Here is a 17220-nt window from a genome sequence, read left to right as displayed (position 1 = left end):
GTATGTCACTTCACCCCGAAGCCTCCGCCCTTCTCGCCCGGTCCCATCGGCTCGGCGCCGATCCCCGTAACACCAACTACGCGGGCGGCAACGCGTCCGCGAAGGGCACCGGCACCGATCCTGTCACCGGCGCTGACGTGGAGCTGATGTGGGTGAAGGGGTCCGGGGGCGACCTCGGGACACTCACCGAGGCCGGGCTCGCCGTGCTGCGGCTGGACCGGCTGCGGGCGCTGAAGGACGTCTACGCGGGTGTCGAGCGCGAGGACGAGATGGTCGCCGCGTTCGACTACTGCCTGCACGGCAGGGGAGGGGCGGCTCCCTCCATCGACACCGCCATGCACGGGCTGGTCGGCGCCCCGCACGTGGACCATCTGCACCCCGACTCCGGTATCGCCCTCGCCTGTGCCGCCGACGGGGAGAAGCTGACCGCCGAGTGCTTCGGGGACCGTGTGGTGTGGGTGCCGTGGCGGCGGCCCGGGTTCCAGCTGGGGCTGGACATCGCGGCGGTCAGGGAGGCCAATCCGCGGGCGATCGGCTGTGTGCTCGGCGGGCACGGGATCACCGCGTGGGGCGCGGACTCCGAGGAGTGCGAGCGCAACTCGCTGCACATCATCCGCACCGCCGGGGACTTCCTCGCCGAACGCGGGAAGCCCGAACCGTTCGGGGCGGTCGTCGCGGGGTACGAGGCGCTGCCCGAGGACGAGCGGAGGGAGCGGGCCGCCGCCCTGGCGCCCCATGTACGCGCGATCGCCTCGCGGGACAGGGCCCAGGTCGGGCACTTCAGCGATGCGCACGTCGTGCTCGACTTCCTCTCCCGTGCCCGGCATCCGCGGCTCGCCGCGCTCGGCACCTCCTGTCCCGACCACTTCCTGCGGACCAAGATCCGGCCGCTCGTGCTCGACCTGCCGCCGACGGCTCCGCCCGCGCAGGCGATCGCCCGGCTGAAGGAGCTGCATGCCGAGTACCGCGAGGAGTACACCGCCTACTACCGGAGGCATGCCCTGCCCGACTCCCCCGCGATGCGCGGCGCGGACCCGGCCATCGTGCTCGTGCCGGGCGTCGGCATGTTCTCCTTCGGCAAGGACAAGCAGACGGCCCGGGTGGCCGGCGAGTTCTACGTCAACGCCGTCAACGTCATGCGGGGCGCGGAGGCCGTGTCGGCGTACGCGCCGATCGAGGAGTCGGAGAAGTTCCGTATCGAGTACTGGGCGCTGGAGGAGGCCAAACTCCGGCGGATGCCCGCGCCGAAGCCCCTCGCGACACGCGTCGCACTCGTCACCGGCGCGGGCAGCGGCATCGGCAGGGCGATCGCGCGGCGGCTCGTCGACGAAGGCGCGTGCGTCGTGGTCGCCGATCTGAACGCTCGCAACGCCGCCGCCGTCGCCGAGGAGCTGGGCGGGCCCGACAAGGCGGTCGCCGTGACGGTGGACGTGACGGACGAGGAGCAGATCGCGGGTGCCTTCGAGGCGGCGCTCCTCGCCTTCGGCGGGGTGGACCTGGTCGTCAACAACGCCGGCATCTCGGTCTCCAAGCCGTTGCTGGAGACCTCGGCCGAGGACTGGGACCTCCAGCACGACGTCATGGCGCGCGGGTCGTTCCTGGTCTCGCGGGAAGCGGCGCGGGTGATGATCGCGCAGGGACTGGGCGGTGACATCGTCTACATCGCTTCCAAGAACGCCGTGTTCGCCGGGCCCAAGAACATCGCCTACGCGGCCACCAAGGCCGACCAGGCACATCAAGTGCGGCTACTGGCGGCTGAGTTGGGTGAACACGGGATCCGGGTCAACGGGGTCAACCCGGACGGGGTCGTCCGCGGCTCCGGAATCTTCGCGGGTGGCTGGGGCGCACAGCGGGCCGCCGTGTACGGAGTGCCGGAGGAGAAGCTCGGCGAGTTCTACGCCCAGCGGACGCTGCTGAAGCGGGAGGTGCTGCCTGAGCACGTCGCGAACGCCGTCTTCGCGCTGACCGGCGGGGAGCTGACCCACACCACGGGGCTGCACGTCCCGGTCGACGCCGGCGTCGCGGCCGCCTTCCTGCGATGAGCCCGGACGTGAAGGCGTACGCCGCCGTCGACCTCGGCGCGTCCAGTGGCCGGGTCATGGTCGGCCGGGTCGGCCGCGACCGGTTGGAGCTGACCGAAGCGCACCGCTTCCCCAATCGGCCGGTGCGGCTTCCCGAGGGTCTGCGCTGGGACGTGCTCAGCCTGTACGCCGGGGTGCTGGACGGGCTGCGGGCGGCGGGCCGGGTGGACTCCATCGGCATCGACGGCTGGGCCGTGGACTACGGCCTGCTCGACGCGGACGGCGCCCTGCTCGGCAATCCCGTCCATTACCGCGACGCGCGCACCGAGGGCGTGGCGCGGAAGGTCCGGGCGACGATGCCGGCCGCCGAGCTGTACGCGGCGACCGGCATCCAGTACGCGCCCTTCAACACCCTGTACCAGCTGGCGGCGGCCCGCTCCTCTCCCCAACTCGCCACCGCGCGACGTCTGCTGCTGCTCCCCGACCTGCTGACGTACTGGCTGACGGGCGAGCAGGGCACCGAACTCACCAACGCCTCGACCACCCAGCTCGTCGACCCGCGCACGCACGACTGGTCGTACGAGGTCGCGGCCCGGCTGGGCATCGACCTGGACCTGTTCGCGCCGCTGCGCCGGCCCGGGGATCCGGCGGGCGTGCTGCGGCCCGAGGTGCTGCGGGAGACCGGGCTGAGCGGGCCCGTGCCGGTGACGACCGTCGCCTCGCACGACACGGCGTCCGCGGTGGCCGCCGTGCCCGCCGGCGGGGAAGGCTTCGCGTACATCTGCACGGGCACCTGGTCGCTGGCCGGCCTGGAGCTGGACGCGCCGGTGCTCACCGAGGACAGCCGCGCCGCCAACTTCACCAACGAGCTCGGGCTCGACGGCACGGTCCGCTACTTGCGCAACATCATGGGGCTGTGGCTGCTCCAGGAGTGCGTACGGGCCTGGGGCGACCCGGATCTGGGCGAGCTGCTGCGGGAGGCTGCCGAGGTGCCCGCGCTCCGGTCGGTCGTGGACGCGGGCGACGCCGCCTTCCTCGCGCCGGGCCGGATGCCGGAGCGGATCGCGGCGGCCTGCCGGGCCTCCGGTCAGCCGGTGCCCGGCTCCCCCGCCGAGATCGCCCGCTGCGTCCTCGACTCCCTCGCCCTCGCCCACCGCCGGGCGGTCGCCGAGGCGCGGCGGCTGGCCGACCGGCCCGTCGACGTCGTGCACATCGTGGGCGGGGGCGCCCGCAACGCCCTGCTGTGCCGGCTGACCGCCGACGCCTGCGGGCTGCCCGTGGTCGCCGGGCCGGCCGAGGCGGCGGCCCTCGGCAACGTCCTGGTGCAGGCCCGGACGCACGGGCTCGTCGGCGACCGGGCCGGGATGCGGACCCTGCTCGCCCGGACACAGCCGCTCGTGCGGTACGAGCCGGGCGGCGACGCGGCGGCCTGGCGCGCGGCCGAGGCCCGGCTCGCCGCCGTCACGCCGTGAGCCGCCGCTTCGCCGGGCCGGGAGCCCGCGGTCCTCGCCACGCCGGAAACGGAGTCTCCCGTCGGGCCCCTCGCCCGACTACGCCCCCCACTACGCTGAACGCGTGTGGGAGGTGCCCCCCTCACGCGTCCGCCGACCGACCACGAGGAGCCGCGATGCGTGTCGCTCTGTTCCTGACCTGCGTCAACGACACGCTCTATCCGGACACCGGGCGCGCGGTGGTGAAACTCCTGACCAGACTGGGCGTGGAGGTGGACTTCCCGATGGCCCAGACTTGCTGCGGACAGGCGCACTACAACGCCGGGTACCGGCACGAGGCCGAGCCGCTGGCCCGGCGTTTCGCCGATGTCTTCCGGGACTACGAGGCGGTCGTGACCCCGTCCGGTTCCTGCGGTGCGATGGTGCGGGAGCTGTATCCGCGCATGGGCGCGCGGGCACGGGCGGAGGGACGCGGGGGCGGGCTCGCGGACACCCTGGCCCCGGTGGTGCCCAGGACGTACGAACTGACGGAGTTCCTGGTGGACGTGCTCGGGGTGACGGACGTGGGCGCGTACTACCCGCACACGGTGACCTATCACCCGACCTGCCACGGGCTGCGCAGCCTGGGCCTGGGCGACCGTCCGCTGCGGCTGCTGCGCGCGGTGAAGGGGCTGGAACTGCTGGAGCTGCCGGGGGCCGAGGAGTGCTGCGGTTTCGGCGGCACCTTCGCGGTGAAGAACCCCGACGTCTCGGCGGCGATGGGCGCCGACAAGGTGCGCAACGCCGAGTCGACGGGCGCGGAGGTGCTGTGCGCGGGCGACAACTCGTGCCTGATGCACATCGGCGGCACGATGGCCCGCCTCGGGACAGGCATGCGGCCGGTGCACATCGCGGAGATCCTGGCCGGCACGGAGGAGGAGGCCGCGGCATGAGCACGACGTTCGTGGGAATGCCCGGCTCCCCGGCGTTCCCCGCCTTCCCCCGGGCCGCGCACGACGCCGTGCGCGACACCACCCTGCGCGGCAATCTGCGCCACGCCACCCACACCATCCGCGCCAAGCGGGCGGCGGCCGTGGCGGAGATGCCGGACTGGGCGGCGCTGCGTGCGGCGGGACGGCAGATCAAGGACCACACCCTGCGTCATCTGGACTGGTATCTGGTGCGGGTGGAGGAGGCGGTCACCGCCGCGGGCGGCACCGTCCACTGGGCCGCCGACGCCGACGAAGCCAACCGGATCGTGGCCGGACTGGTCAAGGCCACGGGCGAGAGCGAGGTCGTCAAGGTCAAGTCGATGGCCACCCAGGAGATCGGCCTCAACGAGGCCCTCGAGGCCGCGGGCATCCGGGCCTACGAGACCGATCTCGCCGAGCTGATCGTGCAGTTGGGCCACGACCGGCCCTCGCACATCCTCGTGCCCGCGATCCACCGCAACCGCGGCGAGATCCGGGACATCTTCCGCTCCGAGATGAGCCGGTGGGGCCGCCCGGCCCCCGAGGGCCTCACCGACGCGCCCGCCGAACTCGCCGAGGCCGCGCGGCTGCACCTGCGGGAGAAGTTCCTGCGCGCCAAGGTCGGCATCTCCGGAGCCAACTTCGTCGTCGCCGAGACGGGCACGCTGGTGGTGGTGGAGTCCGAGGGGAACGGGCGGATGTGCCTGACCCTGCCCGAGACGCTGATCTCGGTCGTCGGCATCGAGAAGATCGTGCCCACCTGGCGCGACCTGGAAGTCTTCCTCCAGACACTCCCCCGCTCCTCGACGGCCGAGCGGATGAACCCGTACACGTCCATGTGGACCGGCACCACCGACGGCGACGGGCCCGAGACGTTCCACCTGGTGCTGCTGGACAACGGCCGCACCGACACCCTCGCCGACGAGGTCGGCCGCCAGGCCCTGCGCTGCATCCGCTGCTCGGCCTGCCTGAACGTCTGCCCGGTCTACGAGCGGGCCGGCGGACACGCCTACGGCTCGGTCTACCCCGGCCCGATCGGCGCCATCCTCAGCCCCCAACTGCGCGGCACGGCAAGCGAGATCGACGCCTCCCTGCCGTACGCGTCCTCACTGTGCGGCGCCTGCTACGAGGTGTGCCCGGTGGCCATCGACATCCCCGAGGTGCTGGTCCACCTGCGCGAACGTGTCGTCGAGGGGGGCCCGGCCACGCACGCGGGCAACAAGGTGCTCCTCAAACCGGCCAAGGGGCACGCCGCCGAGCGCGCGGCCATGCGCGCGGCCCGCTGGGCCCTGACCCGCCCCGGCGCGCTGCGCGGCGGCCAGCGACTCGCCTCCCGCACCCGCCGCTTCCACCCCCGCACCCTGCCCGGCCCCGGCCGGGCCTGGACCGGCACCCGCGATCTGCCGCCGGTGCCGGCGGAGCCGTTCCGCGACTGGTGGCAGCGCACGCACGGCGGACCCGGCGGAAAGGACGCGCAGTGAGCAGCAGGGACCGGATCCTGGGCCGGGTACGGCGCGCCCTGGTGGACGTACCTCCGGACGACGCTCCCCCACCAGTGCCCGAACGGCCCGGGAGGCACCCCCGGTACGAGCGGGAGGTCTCCCGCGACTATCTGCGGCAGCACGGCGACCGGAGCACCGAGGAGACGGTGGACCTGCTCGCCGAGAACCTGGCCGACTACCGGGCGATCGTGCACCGCTGCGACGCGGAGGGGCTGCCCCGGCTGATCGCCCACCTGCTCGGCGAACGGGGCTCGAACACCGTCCTGGTGCCGCCCGGACTGGAGCGGGGCTGGCTGACCGCCATCGAGGTCACCCTGGTCGCGGACCGGCCGGACAGCACCCCGCACGAACTCGACCGGGTCGACAGCGTCGTCACCGGCTGCGCTGTCGCCGTCGCCGAGACCGGCACCCTCGTCCTGGACGGTTCCCCCGATCAGGGCCGGCGCCGGATCACGCTCGTCCCCGACCACCACATCTGTGTGGTGCGCGTCCCGGGCCAGGTCGTCTCCTCCGTGCCGCAGGCACTGGAGCGCCTCGACCCGACCCGGCCGCTGACCTGGATCTCCGGCCCCTCCGCCACCAGTGACATCGAACTGGACCGGGTGGAGGGCGTGCACGGGCCGCGCACCCTGGAGGTGGTGCTGGTGAGCGGTGAGTGACGTCGTCCGGCGATGTCCTGTCCGCCCCGGCGTCTACACCCCGCCCGGCTTCGCGTACCGCTGTGCCATGGGCCCCGCGAAGTCGTACAGCACGACCTGCTCGTCGCCCACGACCCAGGCGTCGTGTCCGGGCGAGCAGACGAAGGCGTCGCCCGGGCCCACCTCGGCCTCGCCGCCGTCGTCCATGGCCAGGTGCATGCGGCCCTGTACGACATAGCTGTTGTGGTGGACCAGGCAGCTGCGCGTCCCGGCGATCGGGCCGACCGACTCGGACCAGCGCCAGCCCGGTTCGAAGGTGGCCACGGCGAAGTCGAGTCCCGTGAGGTGGACGGCTTCGAGGTGGCCCCGTGGGAAGTCGCGCCGCTCGTCCGGCTTCTCGACCGTCTTCACTTCCAGCATGACGGTGATCTCCCTTCCGGCCGTTGATCCCTGCGGCCGGGGCCGGTCTCCGTCCCCGCACGAGGCGCACGGTACCGGCGGGGCCGAGCCCCGCGCTCTCATCGTCTCCCCGCCGAATGGCCCTCGCCATTCGGCTCCCACGGACGGGCACGGCTCCCGGACGGGTCCGGGCCGCCGGGCGAAAACTGTTGACCGGACCACGGGACAGTTCGTTCGACGGCTGCCCATGTGTGCCGTCACCCTGCGGGTGGAACGGGGCTCAGCCCGTGCCGCGCTGCCGCCTGATCCTGTCGGCCACCTCGTTCTGCTCGGTCTCCCACCAGGGGCGGACGAGTGCGGGCGCGGACGCCGGGACCTGTTCGCCGGCCTGCCGGGACGGTACGGCGACGCGGGCGAGTTCCTGGTCGAGGCGGCGGTCGAGGGCGGCGTTCTGGACGCGTTCGGCACGCGCCCACTGCACCAGGATCGCCAGGATGAAGGGAAGCGCGACCAGTTCGGCGATGCTGAGCATCGCGCCGCCGCCGATCTGCTGGTCGTGGTGGACGTCCGTGGCCCAGGCGGGCGCGTGGTGCTGGTACCAGGCCCCCGCGATCAGCGTCCCGTGGGTCATCACCACGACACCCGGTACCGCGTCGACGATGCCGTCCAGGAACACCAGCGCGGCCCGCACCGGATGGGTGCACCAGGACGGCAGCGCCCGCTCGTGGGTGAGCACCGGGACGACGAACAGACAGCCCGCGGTGAGCAGATGCAGGTACATCAGCTCGTGCAGCCAGCCGACGCGCAGCGCGGTGGCGAAGTACGGCGTGAAGTACACGACGAGCTCGCTGGCGAGCACGAGGGCCGTACTGACCAGGGGAAAGGTGAGCACCCGCACCAGCCGCCCGGTCATCGCCCGACGGACCCGCTCCGCCCTGGCCTCCGGCAGCGCCTCCACCGCGAGCCGCAGCGGGTCGCCGAGGGCCAGGCCGAGGGGAGCGACCAGGTCGAGCAGGATGTTCTGCACGGCGGCGGGCCAGAACAGGACGTGGTCGTACACGGCCAGCGCCGACATCGTGGCCACCACCAGCGTGCCCAGTCCGAGCAGCGCGAAGGCGGCGGTACGGGCGGGCGGCCAGCTCCTGCCGCGTCTGCTCAGCCGCAGCACGCCCCAGCCGTACAGTCCGCCCAGGACGGCCACCACGGCCAGCGCCGGGACGTCGGCCTGCCACGAGGACAGCAGACGACCGAGGGTCGGTTCGGCGAGTTGCCCGGCCGACAGTTCGGTCACCGCCTCAGGAATCATGCGTATCGCTCTCCATCCGCCCACAGGGGACGAGTCGGTTCATGTCCCCTGCGGACGGTAGTCGCCGGCGGCCGCTCCCGGGGCGGCGGGGTGAGGGCGTCCGGCGCGTCGCGTCAACACGGCACCACACCCGGGACGGGACCGCTCGACGGGCCGAACCGCCTGGAAGCCGGACATTCCGAGGGTGCGACGCGGGTCGGACGGGCCGCCCCGAGGGCGTCGTCGCGCCCCCTGGCCGGGAGACGACTTCTCACGGATTCCTCACCGTGGGCTTACCGCGACGATCCGCCTCCGACGTCCGCGCGAATCACTCAAAATCGCCCTGAACTGCAAACGTCCGCCAGATGGAAACCTCTCCGTAACCACGAAGTTCCTGACAACTACGCGCGTTGACTCTAGGCTGCGGCCTGCTGCCCCCACTCTTTCCAGTCACATCAGGAGCACCATGTCGCCGACCCACTCCCGCCGCCCGGCTCCGCGAAGAGCCCTCATAGCGGCTCTCGCCACGGCCGCCACGCTGGCCACCGCCGGTGCTCTCGTCGCGGCCAACCCCGCGCAGGCCGGCTCCGACGCCAACTCGGCCCCCTTGAAGGACCTCCAGCTCCTCGCCATCAACGACTTCCACGGCAACCTGGAGCCGCCGGCCGGATCCTCCGGCCGGGTCACCGAGCGGCAGGCCGACGGCACCACGAAGGACATCGACGCCGGCGGCGTGGAGTACCTGGCGAGCAGCCTGCGCACCGCGCGCAAGGGCCACGACCGGTCGCTGACCGTCGCCGCCGGCGACATCGTCGGCGCCAGCCCGCTGCTGTCCGGCCTCTTCCACGACGAGCCGACCGTCGAGGCGATGAACAAGCTCGGCCTGGACGTCACGGGCGTGGGCAACCACGAGTTCGACGAGGGCAAGGACGAGCTGCTCCGCCTCCAGAACGGCGGCTGCCACCCGGTCGACGGCTGTTACGACCAGGGACGCAAGTTCAAGGGCGCCGACTACCCGATCCTGTCGGCCAATGTGATCAACGAGAAGACCGGCAAGCCGCTTCTCAAGCCGTACGTCGTCCAGAACGTCAAGGGCGCGAAGGTCGGTTTCATCGGCGTCACCCTCAAGGGCACCCCGGACGTCGTCACGGCCGCGGGCGTCAAGGGACTGAAGTTCCTCGACGAGGCCGAGACGATCAACAAGTACACCAAGGAACTCCAGCAGCAGGGCATCCACGCGATCGTCGCGCTCGTCCACGAGGGCGGGTTCCCGGCTTCCTCGGCGTACAACTACGACTGCGACGCGGGCGGCAGCACCGGGCTGAGCGGTCCCATCGTGGACATCGCCAAGAAGGTCGCGCCGGAGGTCGACGCCCTCGTCACCGGCCACACCCACAACGCGTACGTCTGCTCCATCCCGGACCCGGCGGGCCACCCCCGTCTGGTGACGAGCGCCGCCTCCTACGGCCGGCTCTTCACCGAGCTGAACATGAAGTACGACCCGCGCACCGAGGACATCGTCCGCGCCACGGTCAAGGGCTCCAACCGCGTCGTCGACCGGACCCAGTCCAAGGCGGCCGACCTGACGCAGCTGCTCGACTACTGGCAGACCCTGGCCGCGCCGGTCGCCAACAAGCCGGTCGGGTACATCACCAAGGACGTCACCCGCACCGGTGCCGTCGAGTCGCCGCTGGGCGACCTGATCGCGGACGCGCAGCTGGCGCACGCCAAGTCGCTGGACAGCCGTGCCGTCGTGGCGCTGATGAACCCGGGCGGCATCCGTGCCGACCTGGTCTACGCCGCCTCCGGCAAGGAGGGCGACGGCGTGGTGACCTTCGGCGAGGGCTTCGCGGTGCAGCCCTTCAGCAACACGGTCAACCTCAAGAACCTGACCGGCGCGCAGCTGATCACCGTACTGAAGCAGCAGGTCAGCGGCAGCAACGCCGCCGCCCCGAAGTACCTTCAGATCTCCTCCGGCCTCACCTACACCCTGGACCTGACCAAGACGGGCGCCGACCGCGTCGTCGAGGACTCCATCAGGCTGGACGGCAAGCCGATCGACGCCAGCGCCACCTACCGCGTCGCCATGAACTCCTTCCTGGCCGACGGCGGTGACGGCTTCACCGAGTTCGCCAAGGGCACCGACCAGCTCGTCGGCAGCGACGACCTGGCCGCCCTGGTCGACTACCTGACGGCGAACACCTCGGCCGCCGCGCCGTACGCGCCGACCGCAGCCGACCGGGTCACCGTCGTCAAGTAAGCGACGATCCGACCGATCGGACGAGGGCGGGCCTTGCACAAGGCCCGCCCTCGCTGTGTCCGCGGGCGGGTGCGGCGCACCGGGCGACGTCGGCGGGGGCACCCGCGCGTTGGTCCGGCGTTCGGCGCGGCAGGGCCCGGAGGGGCCCCGGACGGTGCCGTTCGGCCCTGGCTCCGGCCGCCGGCCGGACGGAGACTGGGAGGGACCGACGTACGGGACCGCGCGCGGCCGGGACGTGGCGTCCGGCCTGCGCCCGCAACAGGAGGTACGCCATGACGGGAGCCGTCGCCGGACCCGCCCGCCTCACCGCGTGGGCGGCCACGGTGCTCCCCCGCCGCCCCGCCTCGCTGCCGAGCCCCGCGCGGCGGCTCCCGTGAGCGCTCCGGCCGGGAGCCGCGGCACCACGAGCAACTCGCTGCGCCGCCTGGCCAGGGCACTGACCCCGACCACCGCCGAGTTCCAGCCCGTGCTCCTGGCCGTCACCGCCTCGGCCCTGATCGCCGGAGGCGTCTCCTGGCTGGCCGGGAACACCGGCCTGGCCGACGTGTGCTGGGGGCTCGGCACCGTCGCCGCCGTCGTGCCCGCGCTGGGCTGGATGGTGGCCGCGCTCCGCCAGGGCCGTACGGGCGTGGACCTGATCGCGGTACTGGCGCTCGGCGGCACCCTGGCGGTCGGCGAGTTCCTCGCCGGCGCGCTCATCGCGCTGATGCTCGCCACGGGCCGCACCCTGGAGGCCGCGGCCGAGCGACGTGCCTCCCACGACCTGGTCGCCCTGCTGGAGCACGCGCCGCGCACGGCCCGCCGCCGTACCGGGACCGTCGTTCGCACGGTGCCGCTCTCCGAGGTCGGCGTCGGCGACCTGCTGGTGGTGGGTCCGGGCGAGGTCGTCCCCGTGGACGGCAGGGTGGTGGACGCCCCGGCCGTGCTCGACGAGTCGGTGCTCACCGGGGAGGCCACGCCCGTCGAGCGGGCGCCGGGTCAGGAGGTGCGCAGCGGTGTGGTCAACGCGGGCGACGCCTTCGAGCTGCGGGCCGCCGCGACCGAGCAGGACAGCACGTACGCCGAGATCGTGCGGCTGGCCCGGCGGGCGGGCGCCGAGTCGGCCCCCCTGGTCCGCCTGGCCGACCGCTACGCGGCCTGGTTCCTGCCGCTGTCCGTGGCGACCGCCGGGCTGGCCTGGCTGCTCAGCGGGTCCGCGGTGCGGGCGGTGGCGGTCCTCGTGGTCGCCACGCCGTGTCCCCTGCTGCTCGCCGCTCCGGTCGCGATCGTCTCCGGCCTGTCCCGGGCCTCCCGGCTCGGCGTGGTGGTCCGTGACGGCGGCGCCCTGGAGAACCTGGGGCGGGCACGTACGCTGCTGCTCGACAAGACCGGCACGCTCACCGGCGGCCGCCCGCGCGTGGTCGACGTGACCGCGGCGCCCGGCTGGAAGCCCGCCGACGTACTGCACCTGGCGGCGACCCTCGACCAGTACTCGCCGCACGTCCTGGCGCGGGCCATCGTCGACGCGGCGCACGAGCGCGGACTGGACCCGGGCGTGGCGCTGGAGGTGTCGGAGGAGGTCGGCCGGGGGATCTCCGGCGTCGCCGGCGGGCGCGGGGCGACCATCGGCCGGCTGCCCGCGGGTACGGAGGCTCCGGCGTGGGCCCGGGCGGTGGAGAACCGGGCGATGCTGGACGGCGCCGCGGTGGCCTGGCTCACGGTCGAGGGCCGGCCCGTCGGTGCCGTGCTCCTGCGCGACCCGGTGCGGCACGACGCCCCCCGGACGCTGCGCCGGCTGCGCACGGCGGGCATCGAACGGATCGTCATGCTCACCGGGGACCGGCCCGAGCCCGCCCGTGAGGTCGCCGCCGTCCTCGGACTCGACGGCGTGCGCGCCGAACTCTCCCCGGCCGGCAAGGTGGCCGCGGTCCGCACGGAGCAGGAGCGCGCGGTCACCGTGATGGTGGGGGACGGCGTCAACGACGCACCGGCGCTCGCCGCCGCGGACGTCGGTGTGGCGATGGGCGCGCGCGGATCCACCGCCTCCTCCGAGGCCGCCGACATCGTCCTGACCACCGACCGCCTGGACCGGCTGGCCGACGCGGCCGCGGTCGCGGTGCGCGCACGGCGCATCGCGGTGCAGAGCGCCCTCGGGGGCATGCTGATGTCCCTGGCCGCCATGGCAGCGGCCGCCTTCGGGCTGCTGCCGCCCGCGGTGGGCGCCCTGCTCCAGGAGGGGATCGACGTCGTGGTGATCCTCAACGCGCTGCGCGCCCTGCGCACGGACCGGGCGGCCCAGCCGGCGCTCGAACCCTCGACTCAGGCCCTCATCGAGCGCTTCGCCGCCGAGCACGACGATCTTCAGGACGTCCTGGAGGCGGTGCGCTCGGCCGCGGCCCGGCTCGCCGAACGCCCCGGCCCGGACGCCCTGGCGTCGGTGCGCGAGGTGCACCGGCTCCTCACCGAACGGCTGCTGCCCCACGAGTACGCCGAAGAACACCAGCTCTACCCGGCGTTGATGCCCGCACTCGGCGGCCCCGAGGCGACCGCCACCATGAGCCGGGCCCACGCCGAGATCGAACGGCTCTCCCGGCGCGTCGCCACGCACCTCTCGCTGGCCGACACCGAGGGCACCTTCGCACCCGAGCAGTCCGAGGACCTGCTCGCCTGCCTCTACGGCCTGCACACCGTGCTGCGCCTGCACTTCGCGCAGGAGGAAGAGAACTACTTCTCGCTCGCCCCGTGAACCCCGGCCCCGGCCGCCGTCCGGCCATCGGCTCGGGCGCGGCCCCGGAGTGGGCCTTTCGGCTCTGGCGCGGCCGCGGGCGTGCGCGCAAGGTGAGAAGTGGCGGGACAGCCTCGTACGGAACTCGCACGGAAGTGGTCACGATGGAAGCCAAGCAGTGGACCGTGCAGATCTACATCACCGAGGACGGCGACGACACCCACGCACGTGCCGTCCTCAGCACCCGCGACACGTCGACGGTCACCGGTCGGGGCGTGGCCCGGCGCAACCCCATCGACCGTCCGATTCCCGAGATCGGGGACGAACTCGCCGTCAGCAGGGCCCTGGAGGACCTCGCGATCCGGCTGCACGACGTGGCCTCCGACGACATCGTCGAGCTGGCCGGTCCCGCGCCCGCCTGACGGACGTCCTCGCGGCGTGCCACGACGGGCCGCCGGGCGCCATGTGGGGCCGAAGGGCCCCCCGGCGGGCCCGAGCGGCCCGTGGCGGCGCGGGCCGTACGGGAACAGGCTGGATACAGCAGCGCGGCGGCATCCCGGAGCGGGACGACCGCCATCCCGGAGGGGGGACGATGACGGACAGCCCCACCACCGCGGGCCTGGCCAGGAGCGGACTCGACGCCCTGTCCGGGCCCCTCGGCGGGCCCGGCCGCGCGGCCGCCGGGCCCACGGGCACGCTGCACGACGAACCCGCCGACCGAGCGAGGCGGCAGGAACGAGAGGAGCCGGAGCGATGACCTCCACCACCCCCCGGGCCGCGGCCCTTCCGGCCGAGCACCGTGCGCGGCTCATGCGGTTCGCCCGCGAGACCTCCTTCGACATGGGCGCCCGTCTGTTCCAGGAGGGCCGGCACGCCGACCGGTTCTGGATCATCCGGACCGGCACCGTCGCCCTCGACCTGCACGTCCCGGGCCGGAGCGCCGCCGTCATCGAATCGCTGGGCCACGGCGAACTGGTCGGCTGGTCCTGGCACTTCCCGCCCCATGTGTGGCAGCTGGGCGCCGAGGCCACGAGCCCGGTGCGGGCCTACGAGTTCGACGCCGAGGCCGTGCGCACGCTGTGCGGGGAGGATCCCGAGTTCGGTCGCGCCGTCGCCGTCTGGGTCGGCGGTGTGGTCGCCCACCGGCTGCAGGCGGCCCGCATCCGGCTGCTCGACCTGTACGCCCCCTACGGCAGCGGGGGCAGGTGAATCCGCCCGCGCCCGCATCCGACGTCCCGAGGAGGAGACCGTGCACGGCAGCCCGCACATCGTGAGCGACGTCATGACGCACACCGTCGTGGCCGTGGGCCGTGACGCCCCGTTCAAGGAGATGATCAACCTCATGGCGCAGTGGAAGGTCAGTGCCCTTCCGGTACTGGAGGGCGAGGGACGCGTGATCGGTGTCGTGTCCGAGGCCGACCTGCTGCCCAAGGAGGAGTTCCGCGACAGCGACCCCGACCGTTTCACCCAGCTGCGCCGGCTGCCCGACCTGGCCAAGGCGGGCGCGGTGACGGCCGAGGAGCTGATGACGTCCCCGGCGGTCACCGTCCACTCCGACGCCACGCTCGCCGAGGCCGCGCGCATCATGGCACAGCGCCGGGTCAAGCGGCTGCCCGTCGTCAGCGGCGAGGGAATGCTGGAGGGCATGGTCAGCCGGGGTGACCTGCTGAAGGTGTTCCTGCGGTCGGACGACGACCTCGCCGAGGAGGTCCGCCGGGAGATCGTCTCCTACCTCTTCCCCGCGCCGCTCGAACCGATCCACATCGGCGTACGCGACGGCGTGGTCACGCTCACCGGCCGGATCCGCGACACCTCGCTGGTGCCCGTGGCCGCCCGTCTGGTGCGGGCCATCGAGGGAGTCGTCGACGTCGAGTGCGACCTGACGAGCGGTCCGGCGCTGACCGAACCGCGCTGAGCACATCGCGCCGTCGCCGTCGCCTCCTCGGCGGCGGCCGGTGAAGCCCGCGGGTCGTGGACACGGCCGGCCCCATGGTCCGCGAGGGCACATCGGCCGTGGCGGTCGTCTCCGGCCTGTCAGGGCCTGTCAGTCGTGGGGTACGAGCACGACCGGGCGGGTGACGTGGTGGACGAGGGCGTGCGCGACCGGACCCGCGTGCGCGATCACGGGGTACTTCCTGCGGCGGCCCACCACCAGGAGGCCCGACCCGCTCACGGCGCGCGGCAGAACGTGGGCCGGGCGCCCCTCGTGCAGGGTCTCGGTCACGTACACGGCGGGGAACTTCTGCCGCCAGGGCTCCAGCAGCGCGGCGAGTTCCCGTTCCGCCTCCCGCCGGAACGATCCCCGGGTCCGCGCGTCCGGCAGCCCGTGGGTCAGCGGCACATGCCAGGCGTGCACCACGCGCAGGGGCGCCCTGCGCAGTTCGGCGGCGCGGAAGGCGAAGTCCAGCAGGTCGTCACAGGGGCCGTCGGTGTCGACGGCGACCGCCACGTCACGGTGCGCGGTCCGTGTCGAGGGACGTCCGGAGACGTCCGGCAGATGTTCGCTCTCCGCGGTCTCGCCCGCCCGTACGAGGACGACGGGCCGCTCGGCGTGCACGGCGGTCGCCATGGCCACCGAGCCCAGGACGAAGCCGCCGACCGCGCCGAGCCCCTGGCTGCCGATGACCAGCAGTTCGGCGTCCTCCGCCTCGTCGAGCAGCGCGGGACCCGGCTGCCTGCGCACCTGCTCGCCGGACAGGTCCAGCCGTGGGTACGACTCGCTGAGCTGGGCGACCGTGTCCCGCAGCATCCGCCGCGCACGGGACTGCGGCACCCGCATCTCGGGCAGGTCCGCTCTCCCCGCGGTGTCGGGCAGGCCTTCCCAGGCGTGCACCAGCCGGAGCGGCAGCCCTCGCCGGAGGGCTTCCCTGGCCGCCCAGTGGGCCGCGGCGAGGCTCTCGCGCGAGCCGTCCAGGCCGGCCACGACAGGTCTCAGCATGACGGTCACCTTCCCTGTACCCCGCGCTTGCCTCTCCCCCTGTTCTCCCCCGCGGGTGCGCGGTCGGCGTCACACCGGCCGCGCACCGCGGGTGCGGCGGATCGCCCCTGCTCAGGCGTGCCGCACCGGGATGGTCCTGGTGCCCGTCTTCTCCTCCGGGACCGGGACCGTGATGGTCAGGACGCCGTTCTCGTACTGCTTGTGCCCGGTACTCGGCGTACTCGGTACTCGGCGCTCTCTTCCAGTCTCGCGCGTTCGAGCCGCGGCGGCTGTGGGCCGACCGGCCCGGTGCGTGCCGGACGGTGGGCCCGAGGTCCCGCCCCGGCGGGGACGAACGGCCGGTGTGATCGCGTCGGGCGGCCCCAGGACGGCGGCCCGCGAGGCTGTCACGCTGGAGTGGAGGAAGCCGTGCGGGCGACCGTCCGCTCGGCGCGTCGGGGGTGGTCGGAGGACCCGGGGGGTGGTCGGAGGGCCGAAGGGAGCAGCGATGAGGGCGAACAAACCCGTCCGGCGTCCGCTGTGGCGGTGGCGGAGCAACCCGATGCGCCGACGCGAGGACGTGATCGAGGGCTGGGTCCTGCTGGCCACGTGTGCCGTCATCGCGGTGGGCGCTCCCCTGACGGGCGTGGTCGTCGGACAGGCGACGGCGGACGGCCTCGCCCGGCAGCAGGTGGAGCGGCACCCGGCCACCGCCGTCCTGGTCCGCTCGGCTCAGCCCGGCGGCGACCGGGTGACGACGCCGGACGACCGGGTCGTGGGGACCGTCCGCTGGACGGCTCCGGACGGTACCCGGCACGAGGACCGGACCCTGGTCGCGCCCACCCTCGCGGCGGGCGACCGGATCGCGGTGTGGACCGATCAGCACCACCGGGTCACACCCCCGCCCTTGACCCCGTCCGAGGCCGCGTCGCAGGCGGCCGCCACGGGCGCGTTGGTGACGCTCGCCCTCGCGGGTGCCGCCGGCGGCGGATGCTGCGCGGTCCGCGCCGCGCTCGACCGGCGCCGCGCCCGCGCCTGGGAAGCGGAATGGCGCAGGGTCGGACCGCAGTGGGGCCACGCGGCACGCTGACGA

General features: G+C 73.6%; 15 protein-coding genes. 12 read left to right on the top strand and 3 right to left on the bottom strand.

Translation table 11 applies throughout. The annotated features are described in order from the left end of the window. The first annotated feature begins 2 nt into the window (after positions 1–2). The 5 genes from ACIQMV_RS22565 to ACIQMV_RS22545 all read left to right on the top strand — a co-directional run bounded on the left by ACIQMV_RS22565 (position 3) and on the right by ACIQMV_RS22545 (position 6583). Positions 3–2042, top strand: a complete 2040-nt coding sequence (locus tag ACIQMV_RS22565; RefSeq protein ID WP_402594999.1) for a bifunctional aldolase/short-chain dehydrogenase — start codon at positions 3–5, stop codon at positions 2040–2042. Positions 2043–2050: 8 nt separating this feature from the next. After that, positions 2051–3493 (top strand): rhamnulokinase family protein, encoded by a 1443-nt coding sequence (locus ACIQMV_RS22560; protein WP_402595204.1) that lies wholly within the window; start codon positions 2051–2053, stop codon positions 3491–3493. Positions 3494–3648: 155 nt separating this feature from the next. After that, a complete protein-coding gene (locus tag ACIQMV_RS22555; RefSeq protein WP_402594998.1) occupies positions 3649–4404 on the top strand; it encodes a (Fe-S)-binding protein in 756 nt (251 codons plus the stop codon). After that, entirely contained in the window at positions 4401–5903 is a 1503-nt protein-coding gene (locus tag ACIQMV_RS22550; RefSeq protein WP_402594996.1) for a lactate utilization protein B, read from the top strand. The genes ACIQMV_RS22555 and ACIQMV_RS22550 overlap by 4 nt, the downstream gene beginning before the upstream one ends. Then, a complete protein-coding gene (locus ACIQMV_RS22545; protein ID WP_402594995.1) occupies positions 5900–6583 on the top strand; it encodes a lactate utilization protein C in 684 nt (227 codons plus the stop codon). The genes ACIQMV_RS22550 and ACIQMV_RS22545 overlap by 4 nt, the downstream gene beginning before the upstream one ends. 33 nt (positions 6584–6616) lie before the next feature. Here ACIQMV_RS22545 and ACIQMV_RS22540 read toward each other — a convergent pair whose 3' ends face one another. Beyond that, positions 6617–6982, bottom strand: a complete 366-nt coding sequence (locus ACIQMV_RS22540) for a cupin domain-containing protein (RefSeq protein WP_141355574.1) — start codon at positions 6980–6982, stop codon at positions 6617–6619. 259 nt (positions 6983–7241) lie between these two features. Further along, a complete protein-coding gene (locus ACIQMV_RS22535) occupies positions 7242–8267 on the bottom strand; it encodes a cytochrome c oxidase assembly protein (RefSeq protein WP_402594993.1) in 1026 nt (341 codons plus the stop codon). Positions 8268–8712: 445 nt separating this feature from the next. On the opposite strand from ACIQMV_RS22535, the gene ACIQMV_RS22530 reads away from it, so the two are divergent. The 6 genes from ACIQMV_RS22530 to ACIQMV_RS22505 all read left to right on the top strand — a co-directional run bounded on the left by ACIQMV_RS22530 (position 8713) and on the right by ACIQMV_RS22505 (position 15125). Beyond that, a complete protein-coding gene (locus ACIQMV_RS22530; protein ID WP_402594992.1) occupies positions 8713–10506 on the top strand; it encodes a bifunctional metallophosphatase/5'-nucleotidase in 1794 nt (597 codons plus the stop codon). Between the two features lie 595 nt (positions 10507–11101). Further along, the gene (locus ACIQMV_RS22525) at positions 11102–13231 is read left to right on the top strand and encodes a heavy metal translocating P-type ATPase (protein WP_402595202.1); all 2130 of its coding nucleotides are present in this window, start codon (positions 11102–11104) and stop codon (positions 13229–13231) included. 143 nt (positions 13232–13374) lie between these two features. Further along, complete coding sequence (locus ACIQMV_RS22520) at positions 13375–13632, top strand: DUF1876 domain-containing protein (RefSeq protein ID WP_141355578.1); 258 nt, start codon at positions 13375–13377, stop codon at positions 13630–13632. A gap of 170 nt (positions 13633–13802) precedes the next feature. Further along, positions 13803–13967 (top strand): hypothetical protein, encoded by a 165-nt coding sequence (locus ACIQMV_RS22515; protein WP_402594989.1) that lies wholly within the window; start codon positions 13803–13805, stop codon positions 13965–13967. Then, positions 13964–14419, top strand: a complete 456-nt coding sequence (locus ACIQMV_RS22510; RefSeq protein ID WP_402594987.1) for a cyclic nucleotide-binding domain-containing protein — start codon at positions 13964–13966, stop codon at positions 14417–14419. Before ACIQMV_RS22515 ends, ACIQMV_RS22510 begins: the two co-directional genes overlap by 4 nt. Before the next feature lie 40 nt (positions 14420–14459). After that, positions 14460–15125 (top strand): CBS domain-containing protein, encoded by a 666-nt coding sequence (locus ACIQMV_RS22505; RefSeq protein ID WP_253265973.1) that lies wholly within the window; start codon positions 14460–14462, stop codon positions 15123–15125. Positions 15126–15254: 129 nt separating this feature from the next. Here the strand turns inward: ACIQMV_RS22505 and ACIQMV_RS22500 are convergent, their stop codons facing one another. After that, positions 15255–16148: a universal stress protein gene (locus ACIQMV_RS22500; protein WP_401778577.1), complete on the bottom strand. Its 894-nt coding sequence runs from the start codon at positions 16146–16148 to the stop codon at positions 15255–15257. 487 nt (positions 16149–16635) lie between these two features. On the opposite strand from ACIQMV_RS22500, the gene ACIQMV_RS22495 reads away from it, so the two are divergent. Next, positions 16636–17217: a hypothetical protein gene (locus ACIQMV_RS22495; RefSeq protein WP_402594985.1), complete on the top strand. Its 582-nt coding sequence runs from the start codon at positions 16636–16638 to the stop codon at positions 17215–17217. The last annotated feature ends 3 nt before the right edge of the window (positions 17218–17220 follow it).

It is taken from the genome of Streptomyces sp. NPDC091412 (assembly GCF_044756885.1).
In the GTDB taxonomy this organism is placed as follows: domain Bacteria; phylum Actinomycetota; class Actinomycetes; order Streptomycetales; family Streptomycetaceae; genus Streptomyces.
This window is presented reverse-complemented; position numbering and strand designations above follow the sequence as displayed.